General features: G+C 64.2%; 23 protein-coding genes. 14 read left to right on the forward strand and 9 right to left on the reverse strand.

Going from position 1 to position 23,139, the window contains the following annotated elements; translation table 11 throughout:
* Positions 1 to 2 precede the first annotated feature (2 nt).
* Complete coding sequence (locus IEV83_RS05235; protein WP_181758659.1) at positions 3 to 509, reverse strand: flagellar basal body-associated FliL family protein; 507 nt, start codon at positions 507 to 509, stop codon at positions 3 to 5.
* 278 nt (positions 510 to 787) lie between these two features.
* Here IEV83_RS05235 and flgF point away from each other — a divergent pair, with 278 nt between their 5' ends.
* From flgF to flgH, 4 genes are read left to right on the forward strand one after another with little or no spacing between them, the layout of a single operon-like run.
* Entirely contained in the window at positions 788 to 1,525 is a 738-nt protein-coding gene (flgF, locus tag IEV83_RS05240; RefSeq protein WP_181758658.1) for a flagellar basal-body rod protein FlgF, read from the forward strand.
* Positions 1,526 to 1,547: 22 nt separating this feature from the next.
* Complete coding sequence (gene flgG, locus IEV83_RS05245) at positions 1,548 to 2,330, forward strand: flagellar basal-body rod protein FlgG (protein WP_181758657.1); 783 nt, start codon at positions 1,548 to 1,550, stop codon at positions 2,328 to 2,330.
* A 28-nt stretch (positions 2,331 to 2,358) separates the two neighbouring features.
* Complete coding sequence (gene flgA / locus IEV83_RS05250) at positions 2,359 to 3,330, forward strand: flagellar basal body P-ring formation chaperone FlgA (RefSeq protein ID WP_181758656.1); 972 nt, start codon at positions 2,359 to 2,361, stop codon at positions 3,328 to 3,330.
* The gene (flgH, locus tag IEV83_RS05255; RefSeq protein ID WP_181758655.1) at positions 3,327 to 4,079 is read left to right on the forward strand and encodes a flagellar basal body L-ring protein FlgH; all 753 of its coding nucleotides are present in this window, start codon (positions 3,327 to 3,329) and stop codon (positions 4,077 to 4,079) included. The genes flgA and flgH overlap by 4 nt, the downstream gene beginning before the upstream one ends.
* 297 nt (positions 4,080 to 4,376) lie before the next feature.
* Here flgH and IEV83_RS05260 read toward each other — a convergent pair whose 3' ends face one another.
* The 3 genes from IEV83_RS05260 to IEV83_RS05270 all read right to left on the reverse strand — a co-directional run bounded on the left by IEV83_RS05260 (position 4,377) and on the right by IEV83_RS05270 (position 6,994).
* Positions 4,377 to 5,360 carry an HD-GYP domain-containing protein gene (locus IEV83_RS05260; RefSeq protein ID WP_181758654.1) on the reverse strand — a complete coding sequence of 328 codons (984 nt, stop codon included), beginning with the start codon at positions 5,358 to 5,360 and terminating at the stop codon, positions 4,377 to 4,379.
* A gap of 616 nt (positions 5,361 to 5,976) precedes the next feature.
* Positions 5,977 to 6,393 (reverse strand): RNA polymerase-binding protein DksA, encoded by a 417-nt coding sequence (dksA, locus tag IEV83_RS05265; protein ID WP_181758653.1) that lies wholly within the window; start codon positions 6,391 to 6,393, stop codon positions 5,977 to 5,979.
* A 181-nt stretch (positions 6,394 to 6,574) separates the two neighbouring features.
* Positions 6,575 to 6,994, reverse strand: a complete 420-nt coding sequence (locus tag IEV83_RS05270; RefSeq protein WP_181758652.1) for a flagellar assembly protein FliX — start codon at positions 6,992 to 6,994, stop codon at positions 6,575 to 6,577.
* Between the two features lie 255 nt (positions 6,995 to 7,249).
* On the opposite strand from IEV83_RS05270, the gene IEV83_RS05275 reads away from it, so the two are divergent.
* The 5 genes from IEV83_RS05275 to IEV83_RS05295 all read left to right on the forward strand — a co-directional run bounded on the left by IEV83_RS05275 (position 7,250) and on the right by IEV83_RS05295 (position 11,853).
* Complete coding sequence (locus tag IEV83_RS05275; protein WP_181758651.1) at positions 7,250 to 8,362, forward strand: flagellar basal body P-ring protein FlgI; 1,113 nt, start codon at positions 7,250 to 7,252, stop codon at positions 8,360 to 8,362.
* Positions 8,362 to 8,688, forward strand: coding sequence for a rod-binding protein (locus tag IEV83_RS05280; protein ID WP_209002983.1), 327 nt, complete (start codon positions 8,362 to 8,364; stop codon positions 8,686 to 8,688). The genes IEV83_RS05275 and IEV83_RS05280 overlap by 1 nt, the downstream gene beginning before the upstream one ends.
* Positions 8,685 to 9,182, forward strand: a complete 498-nt coding sequence (locus IEV83_RS05285; RefSeq protein ID WP_209002984.1) for a hypothetical protein — start codon at positions 8,685 to 8,687, stop codon at positions 9,180 to 9,182. Before IEV83_RS05280 ends, IEV83_RS05285 begins: the two co-directional genes overlap by 4 nt.
* A gap of 388 nt (positions 9,183 to 9,570) precedes the next feature.
* The gene (locus IEV83_RS05290; protein WP_181758650.1) at positions 9,571 to 9,945 is read left to right on the forward strand and encodes a flagellar protein FlaG; all 375 of its coding nucleotides are present in this window, start codon (positions 9,571 to 9,573) and stop codon (positions 9,943 to 9,945) included.
* A gap of 87 nt (positions 9,946 to 10,032) precedes the next feature.
* Positions 10,033 to 11,853 (forward strand): tetratricopeptide repeat protein, encoded by a 1,821-nt coding sequence (locus tag IEV83_RS05295; protein WP_181758649.1) that lies wholly within the window; start codon positions 10,033 to 10,035, stop codon positions 11,851 to 11,853.
* Positions 11,854 to 11,890: 37 nt separating this feature from the next.
* Here IEV83_RS05295 and IEV83_RS05300 read toward each other — a convergent pair whose 3' ends face one another.
* Genes IEV83_RS05300 through IEV83_RS05315 form a run of 4 tightly spaced genes read right to left on the reverse strand, consistent with a single transcriptional unit; the run spans position 11,891 to position 15,403 of the window.
* Positions 11,891 to 12,598 (reverse strand): acylneuraminate cytidylyltransferase family protein, encoded by a 708-nt coding sequence (locus IEV83_RS05300; protein ID WP_181758648.1) that lies wholly within the window; start codon positions 12,596 to 12,598, stop codon positions 11,891 to 11,893.
* Complete coding sequence (locus IEV83_RS05305) at positions 12,595 to 13,347, reverse strand: class I SAM-dependent methyltransferase (RefSeq protein WP_181758647.1); 753 nt, start codon at positions 13,345 to 13,347, stop codon at positions 12,595 to 12,597. The genes IEV83_RS05300 and IEV83_RS05305 overlap by 4 nt, the downstream gene beginning before the upstream one ends.
* Positions 13,344 to 14,537 carry a polysaccharide pyruvyl transferase family protein gene (locus IEV83_RS05310; protein ID WP_181758646.1) on the reverse strand — a complete coding sequence of 398 codons (1,194 nt, stop codon included), beginning with the start codon at positions 14,535 to 14,537 and terminating at the stop codon, positions 13,344 to 13,346. Before IEV83_RS05310 ends, IEV83_RS05305 begins: the two co-directional genes overlap by 4 nt.
* Positions 14,534 to 15,403, reverse strand: coding sequence for an N-acetylneuraminate synthase family protein (locus IEV83_RS05315; RefSeq protein ID WP_181758645.1), 870 nt, complete (start codon positions 15,401 to 15,403; stop codon positions 14,534 to 14,536). Before IEV83_RS05315 ends, IEV83_RS05310 begins: the two co-directional genes overlap by 4 nt.
* Positions 15,404 to 15,736: 333 nt before the next feature.
* Here IEV83_RS05315 and IEV83_RS05320 point away from each other — a divergent pair, with 333 nt between their 5' ends.
* From IEV83_RS05320 to flaF, 5 genes are all read left to right on the forward strand, one after another.
* Positions 15,737 to 17,125 carry a flagellin N-terminal helical domain-containing protein gene (locus IEV83_RS05320; protein ID WP_181758644.1) on the forward strand — a complete coding sequence of 463 codons (1,389 nt, stop codon included), beginning with the start codon at positions 15,737 to 15,739 and terminating at the stop codon, positions 17,123 to 17,125.
* A gap of 218 nt (positions 17,126 to 17,343) precedes the next feature.
* Positions 17,344 to 18,732: a flagellin N-terminal helical domain-containing protein gene (locus tag IEV83_RS05325; protein ID WP_181758643.1), complete on the forward strand. Its 1,389-nt coding sequence runs from the start codon at positions 17,344 to 17,346 to the stop codon at positions 18,730 to 18,732.
* 225 nt (positions 18,733 to 18,957) lie between these two features.
* Positions 18,958 to 20,346 (forward strand): flagellin N-terminal helical domain-containing protein, encoded by a 1,389-nt coding sequence (locus tag IEV83_RS20340; protein WP_181758642.1) that lies wholly within the window; start codon positions 18,958 to 18,960, stop codon positions 20,344 to 20,346.
* 198 nt (positions 20,347 to 20,544) lie between these two features.
* Complete coding sequence (gene flbT / locus IEV83_RS05335) at positions 20,545 to 21,039, forward strand: flagellar biosynthesis repressor FlbT (protein WP_181758641.1); 495 nt, start codon at positions 20,545 to 20,547, stop codon at positions 21,037 to 21,039.
* Positions 20,921 to 21,289 (forward strand): flagellar biosynthesis regulator FlaF, encoded by a 369-nt coding sequence (gene flaF / locus IEV83_RS05340; protein WP_181758640.1) that lies wholly within the window; start codon positions 20,921 to 20,923, stop codon positions 21,287 to 21,289. The genes flbT and flaF overlap by 119 nt, the downstream gene beginning before the upstream one ends.
* A 306-nt stretch (positions 21,290 to 21,595) precedes the next feature.
* On the opposite strand, the gene IEV83_RS05345 is transcribed toward flaF, so the two are convergent.
* The gene (locus IEV83_RS05345) at positions 21,596 to 23,131 is read right to left on the reverse strand and encodes a flagellar protein (RefSeq protein WP_181758639.1); all 1,536 of its coding nucleotides are present in this window, start codon (positions 23,129 to 23,131) and stop codon (positions 21,596 to 21,598) included.
* Positions 23,132 to 23,139: the final 8 nt, after the last annotated feature.

Raw genomic sequence — 23,139 nt, forward strand, 5'->3', positions numbered from 1 at the left:
ACCTACTGAACCAGGATTTCCTTGAACAGCACGCCATCGACGCGTGCCGGGTAAACCGCCGTGTTGATACGGCGCAAAAGCTCCTCCTTGAGCCGGAACAGGCCGGACGACCCTTCCAGATCCGCCGGCCGCAACTCCCTCAGATAGACCTGAAACGCATCGAGAATGCGCGGCAGGAACGGCTCGATCTGAGCGATGGCATCCCGGTCCTGAACCTCCAGCGCGATCCGCACCTTCAGGTAGGTCGCACGCCCGTCGGTCGACAGGTTCACCGTCATCTCGGGCAGATCGTAGAACACCACCGGGCGCTGCGCGGGCGCCGCCGGCTCCTCAGACGCCCGAGGCGCCGCACCGCCACCGAAAATGTCGAGGACATACACCCCGGCACCGCCGGCGATCAGCAGCAGCACCACAGCCACGGCGATAAGGATCAGCTTCTTGCGACCACCGCCGCCAGCGCCTTCCTGCTCCTCGCCTTCGGCTTCGACCGCGTCCGCTTCGGCTGCCATTCCCTGCCCCTCATCCGCGCCGCCCTCGCGCGTAGATTAGTTTCTAAAGTCATAATGGTTAACCGTTCGTTACCAAATGGTTAACGGATTGCAGAACGCGGCAAGTTTTGCCGGGCGGAAACTTCTGCGGCCCATTTCTTCCCACTTTTTTGCCATTCAGGATAGGGCATCCTCAATGTTTTCAACGAGATAGAAACTGGCACGGTCCGTGCTTCATGGTTAACGAGCGTCCGATCTGGGGAGATGGGCGCTCGCTGGGGAGCATAGGAACGGACACGATGGAGAATTCCTTGCTGATCGGGTTGTCGCGTCAGACAGCCCTACGCAATCAATTGAACGTGGTGGCGAACAATCTCGCCAACATGAACACCACCGGATACAAGGCCCAGCGCCTGATGTTCGAGGAATATCTGATGCCTGTCGCGGAAGCCACGAGCTTCCAGGAGCAGGATCAGAACTATTCCTACGTGCTGGACTACGGTGCGTCGTCGAATTTCGACGCAGGCGCCACGACCATGACCGGAAACACCTTCGACGTTGCCCTGGGAAGCGAAGGCTGGTTCGCGATCCAGACGCCGGACGGTGAGAAATACACACGCAACGGCGCCTTTCACCTCGATTCCACGGGGCAGCTGGTGACCGCCGATGGCCGCCCGGTTCTTGGCGAAGCCGGCCCGCTGACGTTCGGAACCGAGGATGCGGACATCACCATCGCCGAGGATGGCACCATCTCCAGTGCGCTCGGCGTGCGCGGCCGGCTCAAGGTCGTGCAATTTGCGAATCCGCAGACCCTGACCCGGATCGGCGACAATCTGTTCGCCGGCAACGATCCGCTGCCGGCCGATGACATTCGCGTCGTTCAGGGCGCGATCGAGCGTTCCAACGTCCAGGGCGTGACCGAGGTGACCCGGATGATCGAGATCACCCGCAACTACACCACCGTTTCGAAGATGATGGCGGATGGCGACGAGCTGCTGAAAAAAGCCATCGACCGGCTCGGCTCGGTTCAGGCCTGAGCGGCGAAAAGGAGAGTTTCAGATGAAGGCACTTCACATCGCCGCGACCGGAATGCGGGCGCAGGAACTGAACGTCGAGGTCATCTCGAACAACGTCGCCAACATGCGCACCACCGGCTACAAGCGCCAGCGCGCCGACTTCCAGGATCTGCTCTACCAGAACCTGCGCCGGATGGGCACCACCTCCTCCGCCTCGGGCACCATCGTGCCCACCGGCGTGCAGATCGGCTCCGGCGTGAAGACCGCCGCGACCGCGCGCATCATGAGCCAGGGCAACGTCGCCCCGACCGGCAAGGAACTGGACGTCGCCGTGCGCGGCGAAGGCTTCTTCCAGATCGACCTGCCCGATGGCGGCACCGCCTACACCCGCGACGGCTCGTTCGAGCGCGATGCCAACGGTCAACTCGTGACCATCGACGGCTACACGGTACAGCCGGGCATCGTCATTCCCGAGGACGCCCGCGACATCACCATCAGCGCCGTCGGCGAGGTTCAGGTGCTTGACGCCAACAATGCCATTCAGGTGCTGGGCCAGTTGCAGATCGCCCGCTTCGTCAACAAGTCGGGCCTTGAGGCCATCGGCGACAACCTGTTCCTGGAAACCGAATCCAGCGGCGCCGCCGTGGTCGGCAACCCGGGCGATGCCGGCTTCGGCGACCTGATGCAGAAGCATCTGGAAATGGCCAACGTTGAGGCGGTCGGCGAGATTTCCGATCTGATCGCCGCCCAGCGTGCCTACGAGATGAACTCGCGCATCATCAAGGCCGCCGACGAGATGTCGGCCACCACCTCGAACCTGCGCTGACGCCAGAATGACCCGGAAGGCGAAGCCCATGTCGTTCACACGGACAGTTCTTGCCCTGTCGCTGCTGCTGTCGGCCACGCTGCCAGCCGTTGCCGCCGGCGCGCTGCGCTCCGAGGTTCAGGTGGCCGCCGCCATCGTCACCCTGGGCGACTTTTACCCCGACGCCGGCCCGCTGGCCGCAACCCCCTTGTTCCGCGCCCCCGATCTCGGCACCCGGGGGACGGTCCCCGCCGCCATGGTCGCCGAGCGCGCCCGCGCCGCCGGCTATGCGGCGGCCGGCACCGACGGCTTGCGTCAGGTCACGGTGGAGCGTCTCGCGGTCACCATCGGCACCTCCGAGCTGGAAACCGCGATCCGCGCGGCTCTGGTCGAGCGCCATCCGCAGCTTGACCCAGAGGCGCTGGAGATCACCTTCACCGGCACCCCGGAGATGATCCGCGCCGATGCCTCGATCCCCGATCCGCTACGCGTCACCGCCATCAACTGGCACCCCGCCTCCGGCCGCCTCAGCGCGCGGCTGCAGATCCACACCGGCACCCGGCTCGAAAGCCGCCAGGTCACCGGCACGGCGACGGAAATGGCCACGGTCTTTGCCGCCGCCGCACCGCTGGACCGGGGCGCCATCGTCACCGCCGCCGACCTGAAGCCGCACCGCATTCCCCGCAACCGGCTGACCGGCCAGCAAGTGGCCGACATGGCCGCCATCGCCGGCTTGGCCGCACGGCGCAGCATTCGCCCCGGCCGGCCGCTGATGAAGACCGACTTCGAAGAGCCGACCCTGGTTCGGCGCGGCGACAAGGTCACCCTCTACTACCGCGTCGCCGGCATGACCCTGACGACCATCGGACAGGCACTGGCCAACGGCACCGATGGGGACGTGATCGACGTTCTCAACCTTCAATCCCGCCGGACCGTTTCCGGCACCGTCAAGGCGCGCGGCCAGGTCGAGGTCGGCCTTGCCCGCCACCGCATGGCACAGCTTCAGGAGACGATCCGATGAACGGGAGCGCCCGCTACACCAAGCCGCTGCTGGCTGTGACCCTCGCACTTGTCACCGCCGGCTGCGGCGCCGCCGACCGGCTGTCCCAGGTCGGCAAGGCTCCGGCCCTGTCAGCGATCCAGGACCCGACGACCACCCCCGGCTACCGTCCGGTGCAGATGCCCATGCCGACGCCGCAATCAGTGCATTACAACTCCAATTCGCTCTGGCGGTCCGGCGCTCGCGCCTTCTTCAAGGACCAGCGCGCCGCGCGGGTCGGCGATATCCTCACCGTTCTGGTGACCATCTCCGACAAGGCCGAGTTCGACAACGAGACCGAGCGCAATCGGGTCGGCAGCGATTCCAGCGGGACCGGCGGTGCCGTGGGCGCGGCGATCAACACCCTGTTCCTGCCCGCCGGGACCGCTTCGGAAAACCTCGTCACCAGTTCCGGCACGTCCACCTTCAAGGGCAAGGGCAAGGTTGACCGTGAGGAAAAGCTGAAGACCAAGGTCGCCGCGGTGGTCACCCAGTCGCTGCCGAACGGCAACCTGGTGATCGAGGGACGTCAGGAAATTCGGGTGAACTTCGAGGTGCGTGAGTTGATCGTCGCCGGCGTTGTCCGGCCAGAGGACATTTCGGCCAACAACACCATCGAAAGCGCCAAGATCGCCGAGGCACGGATCGGCTACGGCGGACGCGGCCAGATCACCGATGTGCAGCAGCCGCGCTACGGCAGCCAGGTGCTCGATATCGTCTTACCCTTCTAGGCGCAGCTTCCTCACCATTCCGCGCGGGCAAAAGCCCGTGCGGGGGCACGTCAGCACCAGACAGAAAAGGCTACGTCCGGCCTCCCCCGGCCATCCCGTCTCGCCCGCCTCTCCCCGGCGAAGGCAAGACGTTCTCTCCCCAGCCGTTCCAACGCTCCCCAGGCGTGAACGGTGAGCGGGCACGGCCCAATGCTCCCCGGCAGGCCGTGCCCGTTTCAGCTTTCCACCGGCCCCAGACCAACCTGGAGATACATCACAAGGAACCAACCAAGCCCCCGCCGATCACCCCTGTCCCTGTCAGGCAACCTCGCCCAGCGGGTGACGCCGATAGGTGAGGCATCCTTCAGCGGTCACGGAACGCGCCGGCTCCGGCGCCTTCGAGACCGCGAACACCGGCTCCAGCACCAGCCCGCGAAACGCCCGCAACAAAGGCTGATCGAGTTTGTCCCGCATCTGCATCAGGTGGCCGATTGCCATGCGCGCCGTCATCGGCTCCTTGTAGGCACGCCGTTCCGTAAGCGCCGCGAAAATGTCAACGATGGTCAGGAGCCGCACCAGCGGCGAGATCGTGTCGCCTGAGATGCCATTCGGGTAACCGCTGCCGTCGAGATATTCGTGATGGCAGAGCGCCGCCTCGATCACCTGCCGGTCCACGCCTTGCTCGCGCGCGAGCGCCTTCGCACCGCGTTCCGGATGACAGGCGATCTGCGCCCGCTCCGCTTCCGTCAACGGACCGTCCTTTTCCAGAACCGAGATCGGGATGAACAACTTGCCGACATCATGAAGAAGGCCTGCCTGGGCCAGAAGCAGAAGATCCACGCGCGGCAGACCGAGGTAGCGCCCGAACGCGACGGCGGTGCCCGCGACGTTCATCATGTGGCGGCAAGTCTGTCCGTGATGCAGCTCAATCGCCTTCAACCAGCGGGCAAACCCCTCGTCTTCCACCGCATCGCAAATACTGGCCGCGCTCTGGTCCAGAGCCGCCATCGGCAGTGGTTTTTTCCCGCGCATCGCCGAACAGAGCCGCCGATGCAGCAGATCACTCTGCTTGATCGCCGAGGCAATCTGCCGGGAACAGGTCTCCAGTTGCCGGTCCAGTTCCTGCTCCAGTACCGCCGCGACCGCAGCCACGACATCGGCCTCACGGCTACGCGGGTCGAAAATGCGTTCGATGCCGATGGAGTTCGCCTGGACCTGCGCCGTGCGCCCGGTGTCCGGCGATAGAAAGATCGTCTGTTCCCGCAGGCGCACGCCCCCGGCCAGCCGCTCCAGGCGCCTCACCTCTTCCGCGGACCCAAGACAAGAATGCACGACCAGACATGTCGCGCGCGTGAGGTCCTCGGGCCCGACCTCCGCGAAGGGCACCGATCGCACGCTGAACATGGACCAGAGTGTCCTGAAAACCGGGACCTTCTCAAGCTTTGCATCGAAGATCAAAAGAACATCCCGCATCGCACCCCCAGATCAAAATTTTTATAGATTCAAAATCTCTACCAACTGGTGATATTCCCCTTCAAAAAAGAGCACAGCACTCTTCTCAAAAGTTTAATCGACTGAACCGCTTTTTTTCGAAGTCCGGATTACCCTCGCGCGCGACCGCATACGTCCCGAAGGAAGACCTGCGCCGCCGTTTTCCTGCCTGCAGACATGAAAGCCTCCACGGCCCTCCGATCCGGGCACAACAGACGTCCGGGCACAAAAAAAGCCCGACTTGCCGGGCTGTGCGTTGTGACAGGTTTTTCAGGGGAATCCGGTACGCAAGAGCGCGCAGGTCCGGGAGCGTCGAGGCATCCCCCGTTTTGAGGGCCGAGCGAACTCAGCTCCCCGGGCTGTCCCGCAGAGGAGCCAAAGCGCAAGGCTCACGGCCAGCCCGCTGACGCGGGCCGGCCACGTGGCTTCAATCGTCCCGATAGACCTTTTCCCGCCGCTCATGCGCCTCTTGCGCTTCCAGCGACAGGGTCGCGATCGGTCGTGCCTCAAGCCGCTTCAGAGAAATCGGCTCTCCGGTTTCGACGCAATATCCGTACGACCCATCGGCGATGCGGTCCAACGCGGAATCGATCTTGGCAATCAGCTTGCGCTGGCGATCACGCGCGCGCAGCTCGATCGAGCGATCGGTTTCCGACGACGCCCGGTCCGCAAGGTCCGGATGGTTCTGGTTCTCCTCCTGCAGGTTCGCCAGCGTCTCGCGCGACTCCTGAAGCAGGTCGTCCTTCCACTTCAGAAGTTTGTTCCGAAAATACTCCCGCTGACGCTCGTTCATGAACACTTCGTCCTCGGTCGGACGATACTCGGCATCCAGCTCAACCGACATAATCTGCTCCGGCTCCCACTCCCTAACAGGCCGGGCGGAATATAGCGGGAGTGTGCCCGCTCGACAATGTTGCCTTTGCGGAAAATGCGGTCAATTTTCGCCTATATTTTTCATGTAGTTATCATGAAACTGCACGGTTTCGCGCCAAGCGGGCCCCGCCCCGGGCGTCTGCACCACCCCTTCAACCGGGGAAATGACCGAGCTTTGCGAGCTCCACCCTGGCGCGCAATTCGATCTCCTCGACGATGGCGTCGAGGGCCGCGTCGCCGCTCGGCTTGCGCCGCTCCAGCAGACCTGCGAGCCGCTGCAGACGCTCCGATGAAATCCGTCCGCCGAGCAGATCCGCCTTCACCGCCTCCAACGTATCGAGCAGATCGTGACCGCGAGCGAAGGCCTGGCGGCGTCCCACCAACGGGTCCTCCACCTCCTGCAGCGCGAGGAGGGCGTCGAGCCCGGCGATTCCGGCCGCCGCGCCGCCACTTGCCGCAGCGCTAGCCTCTTCCTGCTGATGAAGGTCGAAGCCGCTCCCGCTTCCCCCGACGCGCTTCTTGTTCGCGCGTCCCGCGACGCCGGATGTGGGGGTGTATCCTGTGATTCTCATGATCTGAACCGGCCTTTGAGGAGGGCATCTTCCGCCTGTAGGATTTTCCCGCTTGGTAAACGAAACGTTAACGGCCCGGCAAGTTTTGCCCACCGCCGCCGCCCGACGCCAGCGACTCTTCCACCTTCCCCGTATTTTAGTCTTACATTTCATATCGTTATATATTTTCGCCTCGAAGCCGCAACTTGGCACGCCGCTCGCATACTGAAAGGCAAACCTGGCGCCTGCGCGCGCTCCATAGGCGGATCCTGACCGATGACACTCGTACATGTCCTTCGTTGCCTGCTTCTTCTGACGGCGCTTTCCGCCGCCACCGGGGCGAGCGCGGCCTCGCGCATCAAGGACATCGCCAGCTTCGAGGGCGTGCGAGACAACCAGCTGATCGGCTATGGCCTTGTGGTCGGCCTGCACGGCACGGGCGATTCCCTGCGCAACGCCCCCTTCACCCGCCAGAGCCTGGAAGCCATGCTGGAACGGCTCGGCGTCAACACCCGCGGCTTCAATCTCAACACCGACAATGTCGCCGCCGTCATGGTCACGGCCAACCTGCCGGCCTTCGCCACCCAGGGCACCCGCATCGACGTTGCCGTCAGCGCGCTTGGCGATGCGGAAAGCCTGCAGGGCGGCACCTTGCTGGTGACCCCGCTGCTCGGCGCCGACGGCGAGGTCTATGCCATTGCGCAAGGGCCCCTCGCCATTGGCGGCTTTTCCGTACAAGGGGATGCCGCCTCGGTGGTGCGCGGCGTTCCCACCTCCGCGCGCATCGCCAATGGCGCGCTGGTGGAGCGGGAAATCGACTTCAAGCTGGCCTCGATGACCAGCCTGCGACTTGCCCTACGCAATCCGGACCTGACCACCGCCCGCCGCATGGCGCTGGCGGTCAACGAGCTGATTGGCCTGCCGACCGCCGAGCCGGTCGATCCAGCCACCGTGCGCATTGACCTGCCGCGCGAGTTCAACGGCAACATCGTCGATCTTCTCACCGACATTGAGCAGCTCATCATCGAGCCGGACCTGCCCGCGCGGATCGTCATCGACGAGAACTCCGGCATCATCGTCATGGGCCAGAACGTCAAGGTCTCGACCGTGGCCATCGCCCAGGGCAATCTCACTGTCACCGTTGCCGAAAGCCCGGAAGTGGTGCAGCCCCTGCCCTTCGCCAATGGCCGGACCGCCGTGGAACCCCGCACCGACATCCTGGTGGACGATGCCAGCGACAACCGGCTGGCGGTGCTGCCGCAGACAGTGACCCTGCAGCAGCTTGTCGATGGGCTGAACGCTCTCGGCATCGGCCCGCGCGACATGATTTCCATCCTGCAGGCGGTCAAGGCCTCTGGCGCGCTCCAGGCCGAAATCGAGGTGATGTGATGACCACCCCCGCCATCGATACCGTTCTGGGCGCCGCGCAAGGGCGGATGATGTCCGCTGGCCCGGCCCGGCCCACGGGCGCCGCCGGCGCGGGCCTGCGCCAGAATGCCGAGGAGTTTGAATCGGTGTTCCTCAACACCATGCTGCAGCAGATGTTCGCCGGCCTGGAAGAAGGCGGAAGCTGGGGCGACAGCCAGGGCTCGGACGCCTGGCGCGGCATGCTGGTGGAAACCTACGCCGACACCATCGCCAAATCCGGCGGCATCGGCATTGCCGACAGCATCCAGCGCGAACTGCTTGCTCTTCAGGAGACCAACGGACAATGAGCCTCGACACCCAAGCGATCGCCGAGCTGGCGCCCGAGTTCTTTTCCGGCACCATCGCCGATCGGCAAGCGGCGGAGGCGGCCTGCGATCGCTTGCGCCTGGCCATGGATCAACTCATCACCGTCATTGAGGCGGAAACCGAACTGGTCCGGGCCGGCAAGCTCGCCGAAGCCGGCGAACTACAGCCAGAGAAAGCCAATCTGGTCAGCGTTTACATGCGCGGCATGACTTTCGTGCGCGATCATGCTGTCGCCCTTGGCAATCTGGCACCGGGCGCCGTGGAGGCGCTCAAGCGCCGCCACGGGGAATTCCAGCCCATCCTGCGCGTCAACCTTGCCGTCCTGTCCACGGCGCGCGAGGTTTCCGACACCCTGATGCGCAAGGTCGCCGAAGGCGCCGGCGCGACCCGCGCACCCACCACCTATGGACCGGCCGGCACCGCCCCGCGCGCGCCAACCCTGGCGGACGGCATCTCCATCAATCGGTCACTCTGACCGCCCGGCGCCCCCGCTGCTCGACAACGAGCCTATCGCGGTGGGAAAGCGCGCCAGCATGCCACCCGCCCGTCCAGCCCCTCGCCCACCATCGCCGCCTCCTTTCACAGGGACGGCGCCCGGCCCTGCGCGCGAAATTTCTTCCCTTCCAGGAACGAATCGGGAATGATCGAACACAGCTCAAAACCTGACGATTTCGTTAACGCAGTATTCAGAATTTTCTTGTAAAAATATTTTCCTAGACGGCAAGATCAGTATTCCACATGCCGTCGAAGATCATGATTTTGAGAATTGATAACTGAGGCAAACTTCCGCAAGGTTCGCGGGAAAAACCTCTACGGCGACGCAAGAATTTATCTTTCGCCGCCATAGGCGCAGGAGTAACGGGATGGAACCTGGAGCAGTCAGGACACCGGGCTACTCGGTCACTACACCGGCGATGCGCAGCATCGAGCCGGTCAATGCCCCTTCGGTCGCCACCGATATTCCGCCCGAGCAGGCGGTTACCCCCAGCCGCTCGAGCGAAGCCCTGCGCCCCTCGGCGGAAAATGACCGGGAAACCGCGTCCTCTCCGCAAGAGCCGGTGAAGCGGGAAGAATACCGGGACGAAGTCACCGATTCCCTTGTGTTCCGCGCCATCGACACGGAAACTGGAGAGGTCCTTCGCCAGATCCCGGATGAGTCCCTGCTGCGGCTGCGCCGCGCCTTCGCCGAGACCACCCACAAGGACATGACGGGTCTCGGCCTCAACCGCAGCCTTTGAGCCTTTCGCGCCGTCACGCCGGCCGCGCCCCTCATGAAGCCGAATCGGCTATAGTCCGCGCCTGTTTTCTCCAGCGCGGACCCTTGGATGCCGGCACCTTCCCAAACGATCCTCACCCAGATGCGCAAGGCGCTACTCCTGCAGCGTGACGGCAAGCCGGCGCGCGCGCGTCCGATTTACGAAAAGATCCTGAAGCAGGAGCCGGACAACGCCGAAGCGGCGAACCTTCTCGGCCTGTGCTTCCTGGAACAGGGGTTTGCCAAGCGGGCGCTTCCCCTGTTCGAACGGGCGATCCGGCTCGCCCCACAGGAAGAGCGCTACCGGATCAACCTTTGCGACGGGCTCGACCGGCTCGGCGACGACAGCGCGCAGATCGCGGCAATCGAAACCGCGCTGGCCGAGCTCCCCGCGCCCACGCCGGACCTGCTGCATCGCCGCGCCGGTCTGTTGCGCCAGACCGGCCGTTTCGCCGAGGCCCTTGCCGCCTATGACGCCGCCGTCCGCGCTGCACCGGAGAACGCGGAGATCCTGGTCGAATTCGGCCAGACCCTGATCCTGGCGGGCAAGCACGAGGAGGCCGAACGGGTCCTGCGCTTCGTCCTTTCCGCCGAGCCGACCCACCGGCTGGCAATTCTCTCCCTCGCCGATGCGCTGAACCAGCTCGACCGCGCGCCCGAGGCGCTGGAGGTGCTGCGCATCACCGCCGACCGTTTCGCCGTCGGGCGAGATGCCGGCTACCACCTCAGCCTGGCCAATGCCCATTGGGGCTGCGGCGCCTACCGCGCCGCGCTTGCCGAGACGGACGAGGCAATCCGGCTGGGGCTTACCGGCGTGGACGCCCGGCTTTTGCGCGGCAAGGCGCTCTACCACCTTGGCCGGTTCGCCGAGGCCGCAGTGGAGCTGGAACAGGCGCTCACGCTCGATCCGCAGCGCCATGACGCCGCCATGACCCTTGGTCTGGCGCTGCTGTCGCAAGGGGATCTGGCCCGGGGCTGGACGCTCGCCGAACGGCGTGTGGAAGCCCGGCTCAAGGGCCTGATCACCCGGCGCTTCACTCGGCCGACATGGCAGGGCGAGCCGCTTGCCGGCAAGACGCTGATGATCTGGGACGATCAGGGCATCGGCGATGTGCTGCGCTCCGCCTCCATGTTCGAGGAACTGGCAGAGCGCGCGGACCGGCTCATCGTCGAGTGTCACCCAAAGGTCGTGCCGCTGCTCGCCCGCAACTTCCCGCAAATCGAGGTGCGCCAGCGCCGGCACGAGGGCGCCAATGCCCTGTTCAGCAGCGAGGATTTCGACTGCCAGTGTGCCTTCGGTGCGCTGCCAGCGCATCTGCGCCCCGATATCGCATCCTTTCCCGAGCGCCCCGCCACCCTGACTGCCGATCCGGCGCGCGTTGCGGAGTTGCGCCGGCGTGCGCCGCTTGATGGCACACGGCCCCTCATTGGCCTGTCCTGGACCAGTGGCAACCGCACCGGCCAGCGCGCGCGCTCCTATCTGGCGCTTGCCGACCTCTTGCCGCTCCTGTCCATCTCCGATGCCGAATTCGTGCTGCTCGACTACACCGACCGCAGCGCGGAAATCGCCGCCCTTCAGGAAAAGGCGCCGATCACCCTGCACCGCTGGGACGATCTCGATCTTTTCGACGATCTGGAAACCGCCGCAGCCCTCACCGCCTGCATGGATCTGGTGATTTCGGCCAACACCTCGGTGGCCGACATGTCCGGCGCGCTTGGCGTGCCAACCTGGCGCTTCGGCCCGGTGACCGGCACCATTTTGCTCGGCCAGGAAACCCCGCCCTGGTTGCCGGCAACCCGCTATCTGCGGCTCGATCCGGAACAGCCTGCCGAGGCGGTGGTGCCCCGGCTGGAAGCGGATCTGCGCGACTGGCTGGCAGCGCGGGGCTGACCCGCGCTCGCCACATCCCTCACATCTGGATGGCCCGTCACATCTGAATGGGGTGAACCTCAAGATTGCGCGCCAGCCGTTCCAGCATCAGTTCGGCGACCGCGATGTCATCCGGCTCGTCGATCTCCACCACTTCCTCATCGCTGGTCTCGAAGAAGCCGATCCGCCCGGTCAGCCGGCAACCGGTGCGCTCGAAGCTCTCGCGCCGGAACAGGTAGAAATTGCCGGTCTCGCGATAATAGCGGTCTTCGGCCGGGATCTGCTGGCGCATCAACCTGTTGTGCGGATCGTAAAGCGGCTGCGGTTCGGGCAGGTTGCGCCAGATATAATTGCGGATCAGCCGCGCGGAGAACAGCGAGTCGAGCCCGTCTTCGCAAAAGTGGCGAAACGCACCGGCCAGCGTCTCCCGGCGCCGCACCGGCGAGGTGACTTGCGGAAACAGCACCACCTCCGGCTTCTCCGGGGCGCACATCTCATCGAGCGCATGGCGCAGGGAGGCTTCCGCCGGCGAGGTGTCGGTGGCGAACTCCGCTGGCCGCAACATCGGCACAAGCGCGCCGAAGGCCCGTGCCACCTCGGCGATCTCTTCGCTGTCGGTGGAGACGATCACATTCCGCACGAAGCCAGCCTCTCGCGCCGCCTCGATGGTCCAGGCGATCAGCGGCTTGCCGCACACCGGAACGATGTTCTTGCCCGGAATCCCCTTCGACCCGCCGCGCGCCAGCACGATCGCATCACAGATCATTGCTCTTTTTCCGCAAATACGGTCACGAACGACCCCCAGAAGGCTGGTGACACCCCCTCCTCCGGCCGCAGCATGCGCTCCCAAGCCTCCGCGGTCGCGAACCGCGTGCCGAAGAACGGATACTCCACGGAGAGGATACGGAACCCGCAGTCGCGCATCAGGCGCATCAGGGATTCATCGGTAAACAGGCTGACATGCGTCGGATCATGGAGCAAGCGGTAGCGATCGCCGAACAGGCGGGCTGCCGCGCTGGCGAAGTTCGGCGTACCGACCACAAACAGGCCGCCCGGCTTCAGTGCTTTTGCGGCGCTGCGCACGAACTCCACCGGCGCATCCATATGCTCGATCACGTGATGGGCCAGGATCGCATCGCAACTGCCGGCCGGAAACGTCTCGCCCGTCAGCTCTCCGCGCAAGGTTTGCGCGCCGCTCTGGGCCGCCGCCACCTCCACCGCCTTTTCGGACGGGTCGATGCCGATCCGCTCGTGCCGGTCGTCGATCTGCTCCAGCAACTCGCCAAGGCCGCAGCCGACATCGACCACCCGCCCGGAAGGGCGCGCGTTGACCGCCTCGGCGATATAGGCCAGATCGGCCTTGCGCTGATCGCGCTCGGAGGCAAGGTCACGCACCCGGCCATCCGGATCGGCCTTGCCGTCCCAGTATTCTTCCGCCGCCGGGCGGGCCGGATAGCGCACGAAATAGTCCCGCGCCCCGTAGAGCGCCAGACAGCAGTCGATGATCGACGTCACAACAGCCCCTCCACTTGGCCGGCAAGCCAGCCGGCCAGATCCGCGTGATAGCGCTTCAGCACCGCTCGTTCACTGGCACGGATGTCACCGAGCCGCTGCCGCACCGGCGCCGGGTCGGCAAGATCGCGCGCAAGCTCGGCGAACAGCGGCGAAAGGTCAGTCCCCTCGCGCCAGTCATGGCAGCGCGCCCCCAGACCATAGGCGGCGAACTGGCCGGCGATCTTGTGGTGCGTGGCGACGGCGAAAACGGGCGTGCCGAAGCCCATCGAGGCAAGACAGGCGTGATAGCGCATCGCCACCACCGCCTCGGCCCGGCGATACAAATCGAAGGTCGGCGCCCATCCGCCCTCTCCCTGCGCCAGTCCGGCGACCACCACCCGCTCGCGCCGCAAGCGGTCGTCCAGCGCATCGAGCACCGCGCCGATGGGGCCGAAATCGCTGTAGATATGCGGCACGAACACGCAAATCAGCGTCTCATCGGCGGTCAACAGCGCGTTCAGCCCGGCGGCAACATCGGCGGCGAACGCCTTTGTCAGATCCTCACCGCCTGCCCCGGCATAGCGCTTGTCCGGCATGTCGCCGGCGAGATTGATAGCGATGAAGCGGCTACCTTCGGCAAGTCCCGGGACAGCCCCGGTCGCCGGCTCGGCGAACAGGCCGCCGTCGGGAACAATGGCCATCGCATCCGCATAGGCCGCGCCGAGATGGTCGCGGATCAGATCCACCGACCCGTCGTTGCGCAAGGAAAAGCGGCAATGATCCATGGCCAGCAATGCGTCGAGGAAGGCGCGGCTGCGCTCCACCGCCAGCGGGCTGACACCGCGCGTGGCATCGCAGCCGAGCCCGTGAAACAGGATCGGACGGCGGATTGCGGCGAAGAGCTCCGGCGTCGCCTCCAGATAGGTTCCCGAAACCGTTGTCTCGCGCCAGAGCTGAAACAGGCTGAAACCGCCAATGACCACGAGATCGGCGCGGTTCGCCTCGGCGAGGAACGCCGCATCAAAGGCCCGCTCCCGCCAGTGAATGAACTGGCGCACCTCGCACGGGCAATGGTCGAGTGCGAACGGCAGGTCGGCGGCACGGGTCCGGTATTCGCCGTCATGCATGGCGTTGTCGCCGAGATTGCCGACGAAGGAAGCAAGATGCAGGACCTTCAGCGGCGCCCTGTGAGGCGTGAGGGCGGCTGTCACGATGACGCCAGCGTGTCCTTCCGGCGCAGCTTTTCCATGATCGGACGCTCGCGGCCGTAAATATCGATCACCCCGTTGCCGCGCAGTTTCTCGGCAAGACGGATGCCCTCGATCATCTCCTTCATCTGACCCGCGTCGATGGAGGCGGCCTGGTCGGAGCCCCACATGGCCCGGTCGAGGGTAAAGTGGCGCTCCACCGACACCGCGCCAAAGGCAATCGACAGGATGCTGGGCAGGATGCCCTCTTCATGCCCCGAATAGCCGATCTTCAGATGCGGGAACCGCTCGCGCAGGGTGGAGATGCCGGCGAGATTGATCTCCTCCGGCAGAGCCGGATAGGTCGAGGTGCAGTGATAGAGACAGGCGATCTCGCCGCCGGCCGCCTCGATCGTCTCCACCGCGGCCTCAACGATCTTCAGATCGCACATGCCGGTGGAAATGAGCAGCGGCACCCCGCTGCGGGCCGCATGCACCAGCAAGCCCCTGTCGGTGACCGAGGCGGAGGCGATCTTCAGATAGGGAACATCGAGCGCAACCAGGAAGTCCACCGACGCCTCGTCCCACGGCGAGGCGTACCAGACGATCCCAAGTTCGGCGCACAGGGCGGCGATCCGCTCATACTCGGTGCGGCCGAACTCCAGTCCCCGTTTCAGATCGCCATTGGTTTCTCCAAGCGGGGAGACACGCGGCCGGGCAAGTTCCTCTGCGGAATAGACCACATCGACGGTGCGTTTCTGAAACTTGACCGCATCGCAGCCGACCCGATGGGCCGCCCGGATCATCTCCAGCGCCAGATCGATGCTGCCATTGTGGTTGATGCCGATCTCGGCGACCACCGTACACGTGTCAAAGGTGAAGAGACTCATCTCGCGATCTTTTCGGGCTCGCGGCGAACGCTGCCTTCAGGCGGTGGGCCTGGCGCGTTCGCGGGTTTTGCTGGTCTTGCACCGGCGGACGATCATCCCCCTGCCGGTCGCCGCGCCGCATCAATATCCCCGTTCAGTCTGATTCGGCGAGATCTTTTTGAGACCTCGCGCCTCCCCAGCAACCGTAGAGGGATCAGAGTCTTTCGCCCGCCAAGTTCAAATTAACCATAACTCACGTTAACTATATGTGTTTACACATGCTCTCCCCATACGGCGCTACATTGGCACTGCAACGAGAATACGTTGCGTAAACGCACCAGAAAGGTACGACCAATGAGCGATGTGACTCTCTCCGCTGGCGTTCGCCAGAATCTGCTCTCTCTCCAGAAGACCGCCGACATGATGGCGTCGACCCAGAACCGTCTTGCCACCGGCAAGAAGGTCACCTCGGCGCTGGACAATCCGACGAACTTCTTCACCTCGCAGAATCTGAACTCGCGCGCCAACGAGCTTTCCGGCCTGCTGGATGGCATTTCCAATGCCACCAAGACCCTGGAAGCCGCCGACAACGGTATCACCGCCATCACCAAGCTGGTGGAAAGTGCCCAGTCGACCGCCCGTCAGGCTCTGCAGGACGGCGGCGCCGGTGCCGGTACCGTTGTGGAAAGCTCCTCGTCGATCTCCACCAACGGTCTCACCCCGGCCGCCGGTGAATCGATCCAGGATCAGGCCAACCGCCAGACCCTCTCGAACCTCGGTTTCGCCGCGGGCGATACCATTACGCTGCAGGCCACCGACACCACGTCGGGTTCTGTGTCGAACATCACCATCACCGTCGGCACCACTCAGAAGGTTGACGGTTCCGGTGCGGTCACGACCGTGAAGGATGCAGTGGACGTGATCAACGCTTCCGGCGTTGCCACGGCGGAAGTCACCGATGCCGGCAAGCTCAAGTTTACCGGTAGTGATTCCGACACGCTGAACCTGACGATCACCGACACGGGCGGCGACGCCTCCACGGCGACGACCCAGGCCACCTCGCTGGCCGCCAGCCTCGGCTTCGGCACCAACTCCAACGTTGACCTGTCCGACCCTGCCGATGGCGACTACGTGGACGCCGGTGAAACCGCCGTCACCTTCACCGACGGTGCCACCGCCGGTGCAGCCGACACCCTGTCGATCACCACTCAGGCCAACCCGGCCGCGAACTCCACGTCTCGCCAGAAGCTCGTGTCGCAGTACAACGAGATCCTCGGCCAGATCGACAAGCTCGCAGCCGACTCCAGCTTCAACGGCACCAACCTGATCAACAACTCCTCCTCCAAGCTGACCGTCTCCTTCAACGAGAAGCGTGACGCCGGTTCGAAGTCGGAGCTGACGATCAGCGGCAAGGACCTGACCTCGTCCGGTCTCAGCCTGACCAGCGTGTCGAGCCTGAGCGACAGCGAGGCGAACGCGGCCCTCGACAGCCTCAGCAATGCACTGTCGACCCTGCGCGAGACCTCCTCGACCTTCGGCTCCAACCTCAACACGGTGAGCATCCGCAAGGACTTCACCAAGGACCTGATCAACACCCTGCAGACGGGTGCGGACAACCTGGTGCTGGCCGACACCAACGAGGAAGGCGCCAACCTCTTGGCTCTGCAGACCCGCCAGTCCCTGTCGACGACGGCCCTGTCGCTGTCCTCGCAGGCCGATCAGGCGGTGCTGCGTCTGCTCTGATCCCAGAGCCGGACCAAGCCTTCAGGGGCGGCGGGGTCATCCCGCCGCCCTTTTTTGTGTTCGGCCGCGCATGGTTAGCCAACCCTTTACAAGGCCAGCCAAAATCGCGTTCCCCGTAAAGCGGCATTAACCTTAATTTAGTCTTTGCGCTCCTAGTCTGGCGGCAAGCCTCAGGACGAGGCTTCTCTGATTTTTGGACAGCCAGAAAGGATTTCCGAATGTCCGACATCACCCTTTCCGCCGGTGTGCGCCAGAATCTGCTGACGCTGCAGAGCACCGCAGACATGATGGGCATGACCCAGAACCGCCTTGCCACCGGCAAGAAGGTCAACTCGGCGCTGGACAACCCGACCAACTTCTTCACCTCCCAGGCTCTGTCGGCCCGCGCCAACGACCTGAACAACCTGCTTGACGGCATCGGCAACGCCATCAAGACGATCGAGGCCGCCGATAACGGCATCACCGCCATCACCAAGCTGGTGGAGAGCGCCCAGTCGACCGCCCGTCAGGCCCTGCAGGACGGCAGCGCCGGCTCTGGCACCGTGGTGGAAAGCTCCTCCTCGATCTCGACCAACGGTCTTGCGCCGATCGCCGGTGAATCGATCCAGGATCAGGCCAAGCGCCAGACCCTCTCGAACCTTGGCTTTGCCGCAGGCGATACCATCGAGGTGCAGACCACCGACACCGAGACGGGTCAGGTCTCCAGCATCAGCATCAATGTCGGCACCACGCAGAAGACCGACGGCTCCGGCCCGGTGTCGACCGTCGCCGACATGCTGGACGTCATCAACGCCTCGGGCACCGTCACTGCGGAAGTCACCGATGCGGGCAAGCTCAAGCTGACCGGCTCGGACGCCCAGACCGTCAACCTGACGATCACCGACACGGGCGGCGACGCCTCCACGGCAACGACCCAGTCGACCTCGCTGGCCGCCAGCCTCGGCTTCGGCACCAACACCAACATCGACCTGTCCTCGCCCGCCGATGGCGACTACGTGGATCCCGGTGAAACCGCCGTCACCTTCACCGACGGCGCCACCGCCGGTGCGGCCGACGTTCTGTCGATCACCACCCAGGCCAACCCGGCGTCGAACTCCTCGACCCGCCAGAAGCTGGTCACCCAGTTCAATGACATCCTTGGCCAGATCGACAAGCTCGCCGAGGATTCCAGCTTCAACGGCATCAACCTGATCAACACCTCGTCGTCCAAGCTGACCGTTGCCTTCAACGAAAAGCGCGACGCGGCGTCAAAGTCGGAGTTGAAGATCGGTGGTGAGGACCTGACCTCCTCGGGGCTCAACATCACCAAGGCCACCAGCCTCAACGACACGGAATCCAACGCCGCGCTCGACGAGTTGGCCAACGCTCTGATCACCCTGCGTGAGGCCGGATCGAAGTTCGGTTCGAGCCTCTCCACGGTGCAGATCCGCAAGGACTACACCAAGGCGTCGATCAACACCCTGCAGACGGGTGCGGACAACCTGGTGCTGGCCGATACCAACGAGGAAGGTGCCAACCTCTTGGCCCTGCAGACCCGCCAGCAGCTCTCGACCACGGCGCTGTCCATGGCCTCCCAGGCCGACCAGGCGGTGCTGCGGCTCTTCTAAGAGACGAACGCATCACCCGAATCACGACGCAGAGGCGGCGGGAGAAATCCCGCCGTCTTTTTTGTTGTTTTTGCAATTATGGTGAAGAATTCCTTGCTCTCTGCCGCATTTTGGGAGGGCTTCCGCGCCTTGTTAACGTCTTGTTAGTAAATCGCGTAAGAAGCTGCAAAAAATCTCAGGAAGAGAGACTCGCGCCGATCCTGGACGGCCTGAAAGGATTTCCGAATGCCCGATATCACCCTTTCCGCCGGTGTGCGCCAGAACCTGCTGACGCTGCAGAACACCGCAGACATGATGGCCACCACCCAGAACCGTCTTGCCACCGGCAAGAAGGTCAACTCGGCGCTGGACAACCCGACCAACTTCTTCACCGCCCAGTCCCTGTCGGCCCGTGCCAACGACCTTGACGCCCTGCTTGACGGCATCAGCAACGCCATCAAGACGATCGAGGCCGCCGACAACGGCATCACCGCTATCACCAAGCTGGTGGAAAGCGCCCAGTCGACCGCCCGTCAGGCGCTGCAGGACGGCGGAGCCGGTGCCGGCACCGTGGTCGAGAGCTCCTCCTCGATCTCGACCAACGGCCTTGCGCCCATTGCCGGTGAATCGATCCAGGATCAAGCCAAGCGCCAGACCTTCGCCAACCTCGGCTTTGCCGCCGGCGACACCATCCAGGTGCAGACCACCGACACCAACACCGGCACGGTCTCGAATTTCGACATCGTCATCGGCACCACCCAGAAGACCGACGGCTCCGGTCCGGTGACCACCGTCGCCGATGCGCTGGACGTCATCAACGCCTCGGGCATCGTTACCGCGGAAGTCACCGATGCGGGCAAGCTCAAGCTGACCGGCTCGGATGCCCAGACCGTCAACCTGACGATCACCGACACGGGCGGCGACGCCTCCACGGCGACGACCCAGGCCACCTCGCTGGCCGCCTCGCTGGGTTTTGGCAGCAACACCAACGTTGACCTGTCCTCACCCGCCGATGGCGACTACGTGGATGCCGGCGAAACCGCCGTCAGCTTCACCGATGGTGCCACGGCCGGTGCGGCCGACGTTCTGTCGATCACCACCCAGGCCAATCCGGCCGCCAACTCCTCGACCCGTCAGAAGCTGGTCACCCAGTTCAACGACATTCTTGGCCAGATCGACAAGCTCGCCGGCGATGCAAGCTTCAACGGCATCAACCTGATCAACAGCTCCTCGTCCAAGCTGACCGTTGCCTTCAACGAAAAGCGCGATGCGGCCACCAAGTCGGAGCTGAAGCTGACCGGTGAGGATCTGACCTCCTCCGGGCTCAACATAACCCACACCACCAGCCTCAACGACTCGGAAGCCAACGCCGCGCTCGATGAGTTGGCCAACGCGCTGATCACCCTGCGTGAGGCCGGCTCGAAATTCGGCTCCAGCCTGTCGATGGTGCAGATCCGCAAGGATTACACCAAGGCCGCGATCAACACCCTGCAGACGGGTGCGGACAACCTGGTGCTGGCCGATACCAACGAGGAAGGCGCCAACCTCTTGGCCCTGCAGACCCGCCAGCAGCTCTCCACCACGGCGCTGTCCATGGCCTCCCAGGCCGACCAGGCAGTGCTGCGGCTCTTCTAATAAGCACCTGGTCCACGATGGCTCCAGAACCTCGGGGCGGCGATCCATTCGCCGCCCTATTCGCGCTGACCCCAAGCGCGCACTCCCAAAGTATAGTTACCAGGTAATTATTTCCCACCGCGCAATATGCGCACAAAAAATCTAGTTGAGATTCAGTTTATTCTTGATTGACGTCTACGCCTATGCGACCGTCACTCTATGGCTCTCAAGATTGAACTCCGCCCCCGCGAACGATTCATCGTCGGCTCCACGGTCATCACCAATGGAGATCACCGCACGCATATCTTCATCGAGGGCAAGGAACCGCTCCTGCGTGAGAAAGACATCTACACGGCGGAAACCGCCAACACGCCGGCGAAGCGGATCTATCTGGCGGTCCAGTTGATGTACCTCAACCAGGATATCGAGAGCCACAGGGAAATCTACTTTGAGTTGATAGACGATTTCATCCGGGCAGCTCCAAGTACCATCAAGCTCGTTGACGCCATCAACAATGAGATCTTAACCGGATCGCTCTACGGTGCCTTGAAACGGGCACGCGACCTGGTTGAATGTGAACGGGAACTGATCGAGAATGTACAATCTGGCCACCGCAGCATACCAGCAGACAACCCAATCGACGGTCAATCCGAGGGAGCTGGAAGCGACACTTCTTCTGAAGGCGGCGGCCCGTCTTCAGGCGGTCAAGGATGATTGGGACACCGGCGGGCCGGTGACGCTCGATGAGGCGCTGTCCTACAACCGTCGTCTGTGGACCATTCTCGCCACCTCGGTCACCAGCCAGGACAACCCGCTTCCGCTGGAAGTGAAGCAGAACCTTGGCTCGCTCGGCGCCTTCATCCTCAAGCACACGCTGGACGTGATGACCGATCCCAAGCCGGAACGGCTGACCACGCTGATCTCGATCAACCGCAACATCGCCCAGGGCCTGCGCGGCGGCTGAGCCGCGCCGGTCGGCCTCACCCGAGAGGGTCACCCAGCATCCATTGCCCGGCGCACAACGCAGCGCCCTGCCTGCGGGCCACAAAGGTCCGCAGCCGTGCTGAAGCGCAATCGCTTCAGCACTCATGCTCTTTCCCGATATCTCGCTGAACTCTCGATGCCTTCCGGCGCAGCGCGCCCGGTTACCGCATCATGACGGCATTCTCGCCGCATCGCCGCAGGCGACGACGCCCCGCCTGGCAGGGGCCAGGCATGACCAGCACCGCTTGAGCCGGAGCCGCCAGGCGAGCGGCGCTGAACGCCGCCCTTATAGGTACTTCGACAAGGACATGTTCAAGGTGATGCTGGTCGCCTGATAGCTGATCTCAAGGGTGTTGCGCAGCGTGAGAAGCTGCATGGACACCTCTTCCTTGTTGATGCCCTCAATGCCGTCGATCATCGCCTTGGCGGCACCTTCCGCCACCCGGTGGCGGCCCTCCGCGTCCTTTACCGTCCGCTGCACCGAGGCGAATTCCATGTGGTTCTGGCGAATGCCCGAAGCTTCCGCCCCCGGCGGGGTCAGCCCGTCGTTCACCCGCTGCGCCATCTCCTGATAGAACTTGTCGTTCTGCGGCTGGCCTGCGGAAAAATCCGCCGCCACCAGCACCGCCAGTGACTGCACCACCGTCCGGTAGCCGTCCTCGTTGGCGCGGGCGCCGTAGTTGACCGAGAGGTTCTCGTCCACCCGGGCAGAGGAATCCTTGCGCGGATCACCTGCGGAATTGTCGCCGGTGTACCAGCTGACCGTATCCCCGGTGCCATCCCGCAAGCTGGTCGCGGTCGAGAAATCCACCGGCGGACCTGCGCTCGGCACCACCCGGGCCATCGGCTGATAGCCCGGCGGCACCGGCGACTTCGGCGCCGTGTCGAAGAAGGCTTCGCCAGCGCGGATGCTGGAGGCCGCCTTCAGTTCCGTGCCCGCCGCCACGCTCAGGGCCGTGTCGAGTGCATCCTTGAAGAACTGCGCCGTGTCATCAGGCGTCGCACCGCGCTGGAAGGTGATGTCCGGATCGTCCTCCCCGCCGGCCACGCCAAGCGTCAACTCGCTCTGGCTGCCATCGGGCAGGGTCAGGAACACCCGGATCGCCTGCCCCGGCTCCGGCTGCCCGGTGAAATCGACATCCAGCGAGGCCGGCGGCCCGGCGGTCTGGTTGACCGTGACATTGCTGGCGCCGGAGGCGACGCTGTCGATCTTGAAGCCGAAGGGATGGGTCCCGTCCTCGGCCAGCGTCACCTGGGATCCGGTGCGGGATGTGGTCATCCGGCCGTTGTCGAGCGGACCCAGATCCGCCTGATTGTATTCGTCGATCACGGTCTTCAGGCCGGCATAGTTGCCGTCGCCATCCAGAATATGATCGAGGCTCTGCACCGGCAGCGTATCCGCGGCCTTGCCGGAGAACAGGTAGCGCCCGCCGACATCGGTGTTGAGATGGGCCATGAACTCGCGCAGCGAAATCTCGGCCGCCGACTGCGAGGAGGTGCGGCCATTGCCGAACAACTCGAAATTGTTGCGATCCGCCGCCTGCTTGCCCTCGCTGCGAATGGCTTCCAGTCGTTCACTGGTCTTGTCCAGCGTGTCGAGCCGCAGATTGGCGATCTGGATGGTCTGCTTGTAGACCCCGAGCTCGGAAAGCTGCTGCTTCAGCGACAGGTCGAGAACCCGTTCCGAACCGAGCCCGCCATAGGTGTCGGATTTCAGGTTGGTGCCGAGCTGCCGCCCCAGGTCATCCATCTGCGTGCGCAGGTTGGTCAGATAGGACACCTGGCGCGGCAGGCCATAACCGCCATAGGGATTGATCGCCATCGTCGTCA

Source organism: Stappia taiwanensis, assembly GCF_014635285.1.
Taxonomy (GTDB): Bacteria; Pseudomonadota; Alphaproteobacteria; order Rhizobiales; family Stappiaceae; genus Stappia; species Stappia taiwanensis.

Coding starts and splice junctions, on each gene's coding strand:
- IEV83_RS05235 (WP_181758659.1), bottom strand. CDS start 509: ATGGCAGCCGAAGCGGACGCGGTCGAAGCCGAAGGCGAGGAGCAGGAA.
- flgF (WP_181758658.1), top strand. CDS start 788: ATGGAGAATTCCTTGCTGATCGGGTTGTCGCGTCAGACAGCCCTACGC.
- flgG (WP_181758657.1), top strand. CDS start 1,548: ATGAAGGCACTTCACATCGCCGCGACCGGAATGCGGGCGCAGGAACTG.
- flgA (WP_181758656.1), top strand. CDS start 2,359: ATGTCGTTCACACGGACAGTTCTTGCCCTGTCGCTGCTGCTGTCGGCC.
- flgH (WP_181758655.1), top strand. CDS start 3,327: ATGAACGGGAGCGCCCGCTACACCAAGCCGCTGCTGGCTGTGACCCTC.
- dksA (WP_181758653.1), bottom strand. CDS start 6,393: ATGTCGGTTGAGCTGGATGCCGAGTATCGTCCGACCGAGGACGAAGTG.
- IEV83_RS05270 (WP_181758652.1), bottom strand. CDS start 6,994: ATGAGAATCACAGGATACACCCCCACATCCGGCGTCGCGGGACGCGCG.
- IEV83_RS05275 (WP_181758651.1), top strand. CDS start 7,250: ATGACACTCGTACATGTCCTTCGTTGCCTGCTTCTTCTGACGGCGCTT.
- IEV83_RS05280 (WP_209002983.1), top strand. CDS start 8,362: ATGACCACCCCCGCCATCGATACCGTTCTGGGCGCCGCGCAAGGGCGG.
- IEV83_RS05285 (WP_209002984.1), top strand. CDS start 8,685: ATGAGCCTCGACACCCAAGCGATCGCCGAGCTGGCGCCCGAGTTCTTT.
- IEV83_RS05290 (WP_181758650.1), top strand. CDS start 9,571: ATGGAACCTGGAGCAGTCAGGACACCGGGCTACTCGGTCACTACACCG.
- IEV83_RS05295 (WP_181758649.1), top strand. CDS start 10,033: ATGCCGGCACCTTCCCAAACGATCCTCACCCAGATGCGCAAGGCGCTA.
- IEV83_RS05300 (WP_181758648.1), bottom strand. CDS start 12,598: ATGATCTGTGATGCGATCGTGCTGGCGCGCGGCGGGTCGAAGGGGATT.
- IEV83_RS05315 (WP_181758645.1), bottom strand. CDS start 15,403: ATGAGTCTCTTCACCTTTGACACGTGTACGGTGGTCGCCGAGATCGGC.
- IEV83_RS05320 (WP_181758644.1), top strand. CDS start 15,737: ATGAGCGATGTGACTCTCTCCGCTGGCGTTCGCCAGAATCTGCTCTCT.
- IEV83_RS05325 (WP_181758643.1), top strand. CDS start 17,344: ATGTCCGACATCACCCTTTCCGCCGGTGTGCGCCAGAATCTGCTGACG.
- IEV83_RS20340 (WP_181758642.1), top strand. CDS start 18,958: ATGCCCGATATCACCCTTTCCGCCGGTGTGCGCCAGAACCTGCTGACG.
- flbT (WP_181758641.1), top strand. CDS start 20,545: ATGGCTCTCAAGATTGAACTCCGCCCCCGCGAACGATTCATCGTCGGC.
- flaF (WP_181758640.1), top strand. CDS start 20,921: ATGTACAATCTGGCCACCGCAGCATACCAGCAGACAACCCAATCGACG.
- IEV83_RS05345 (WP_181758639.1), bottom strand. CDS start 23,131: ATGGCGATCAATCCCTATGGCGGTTATGGCCTGCCGCGCCAGGTGTCC.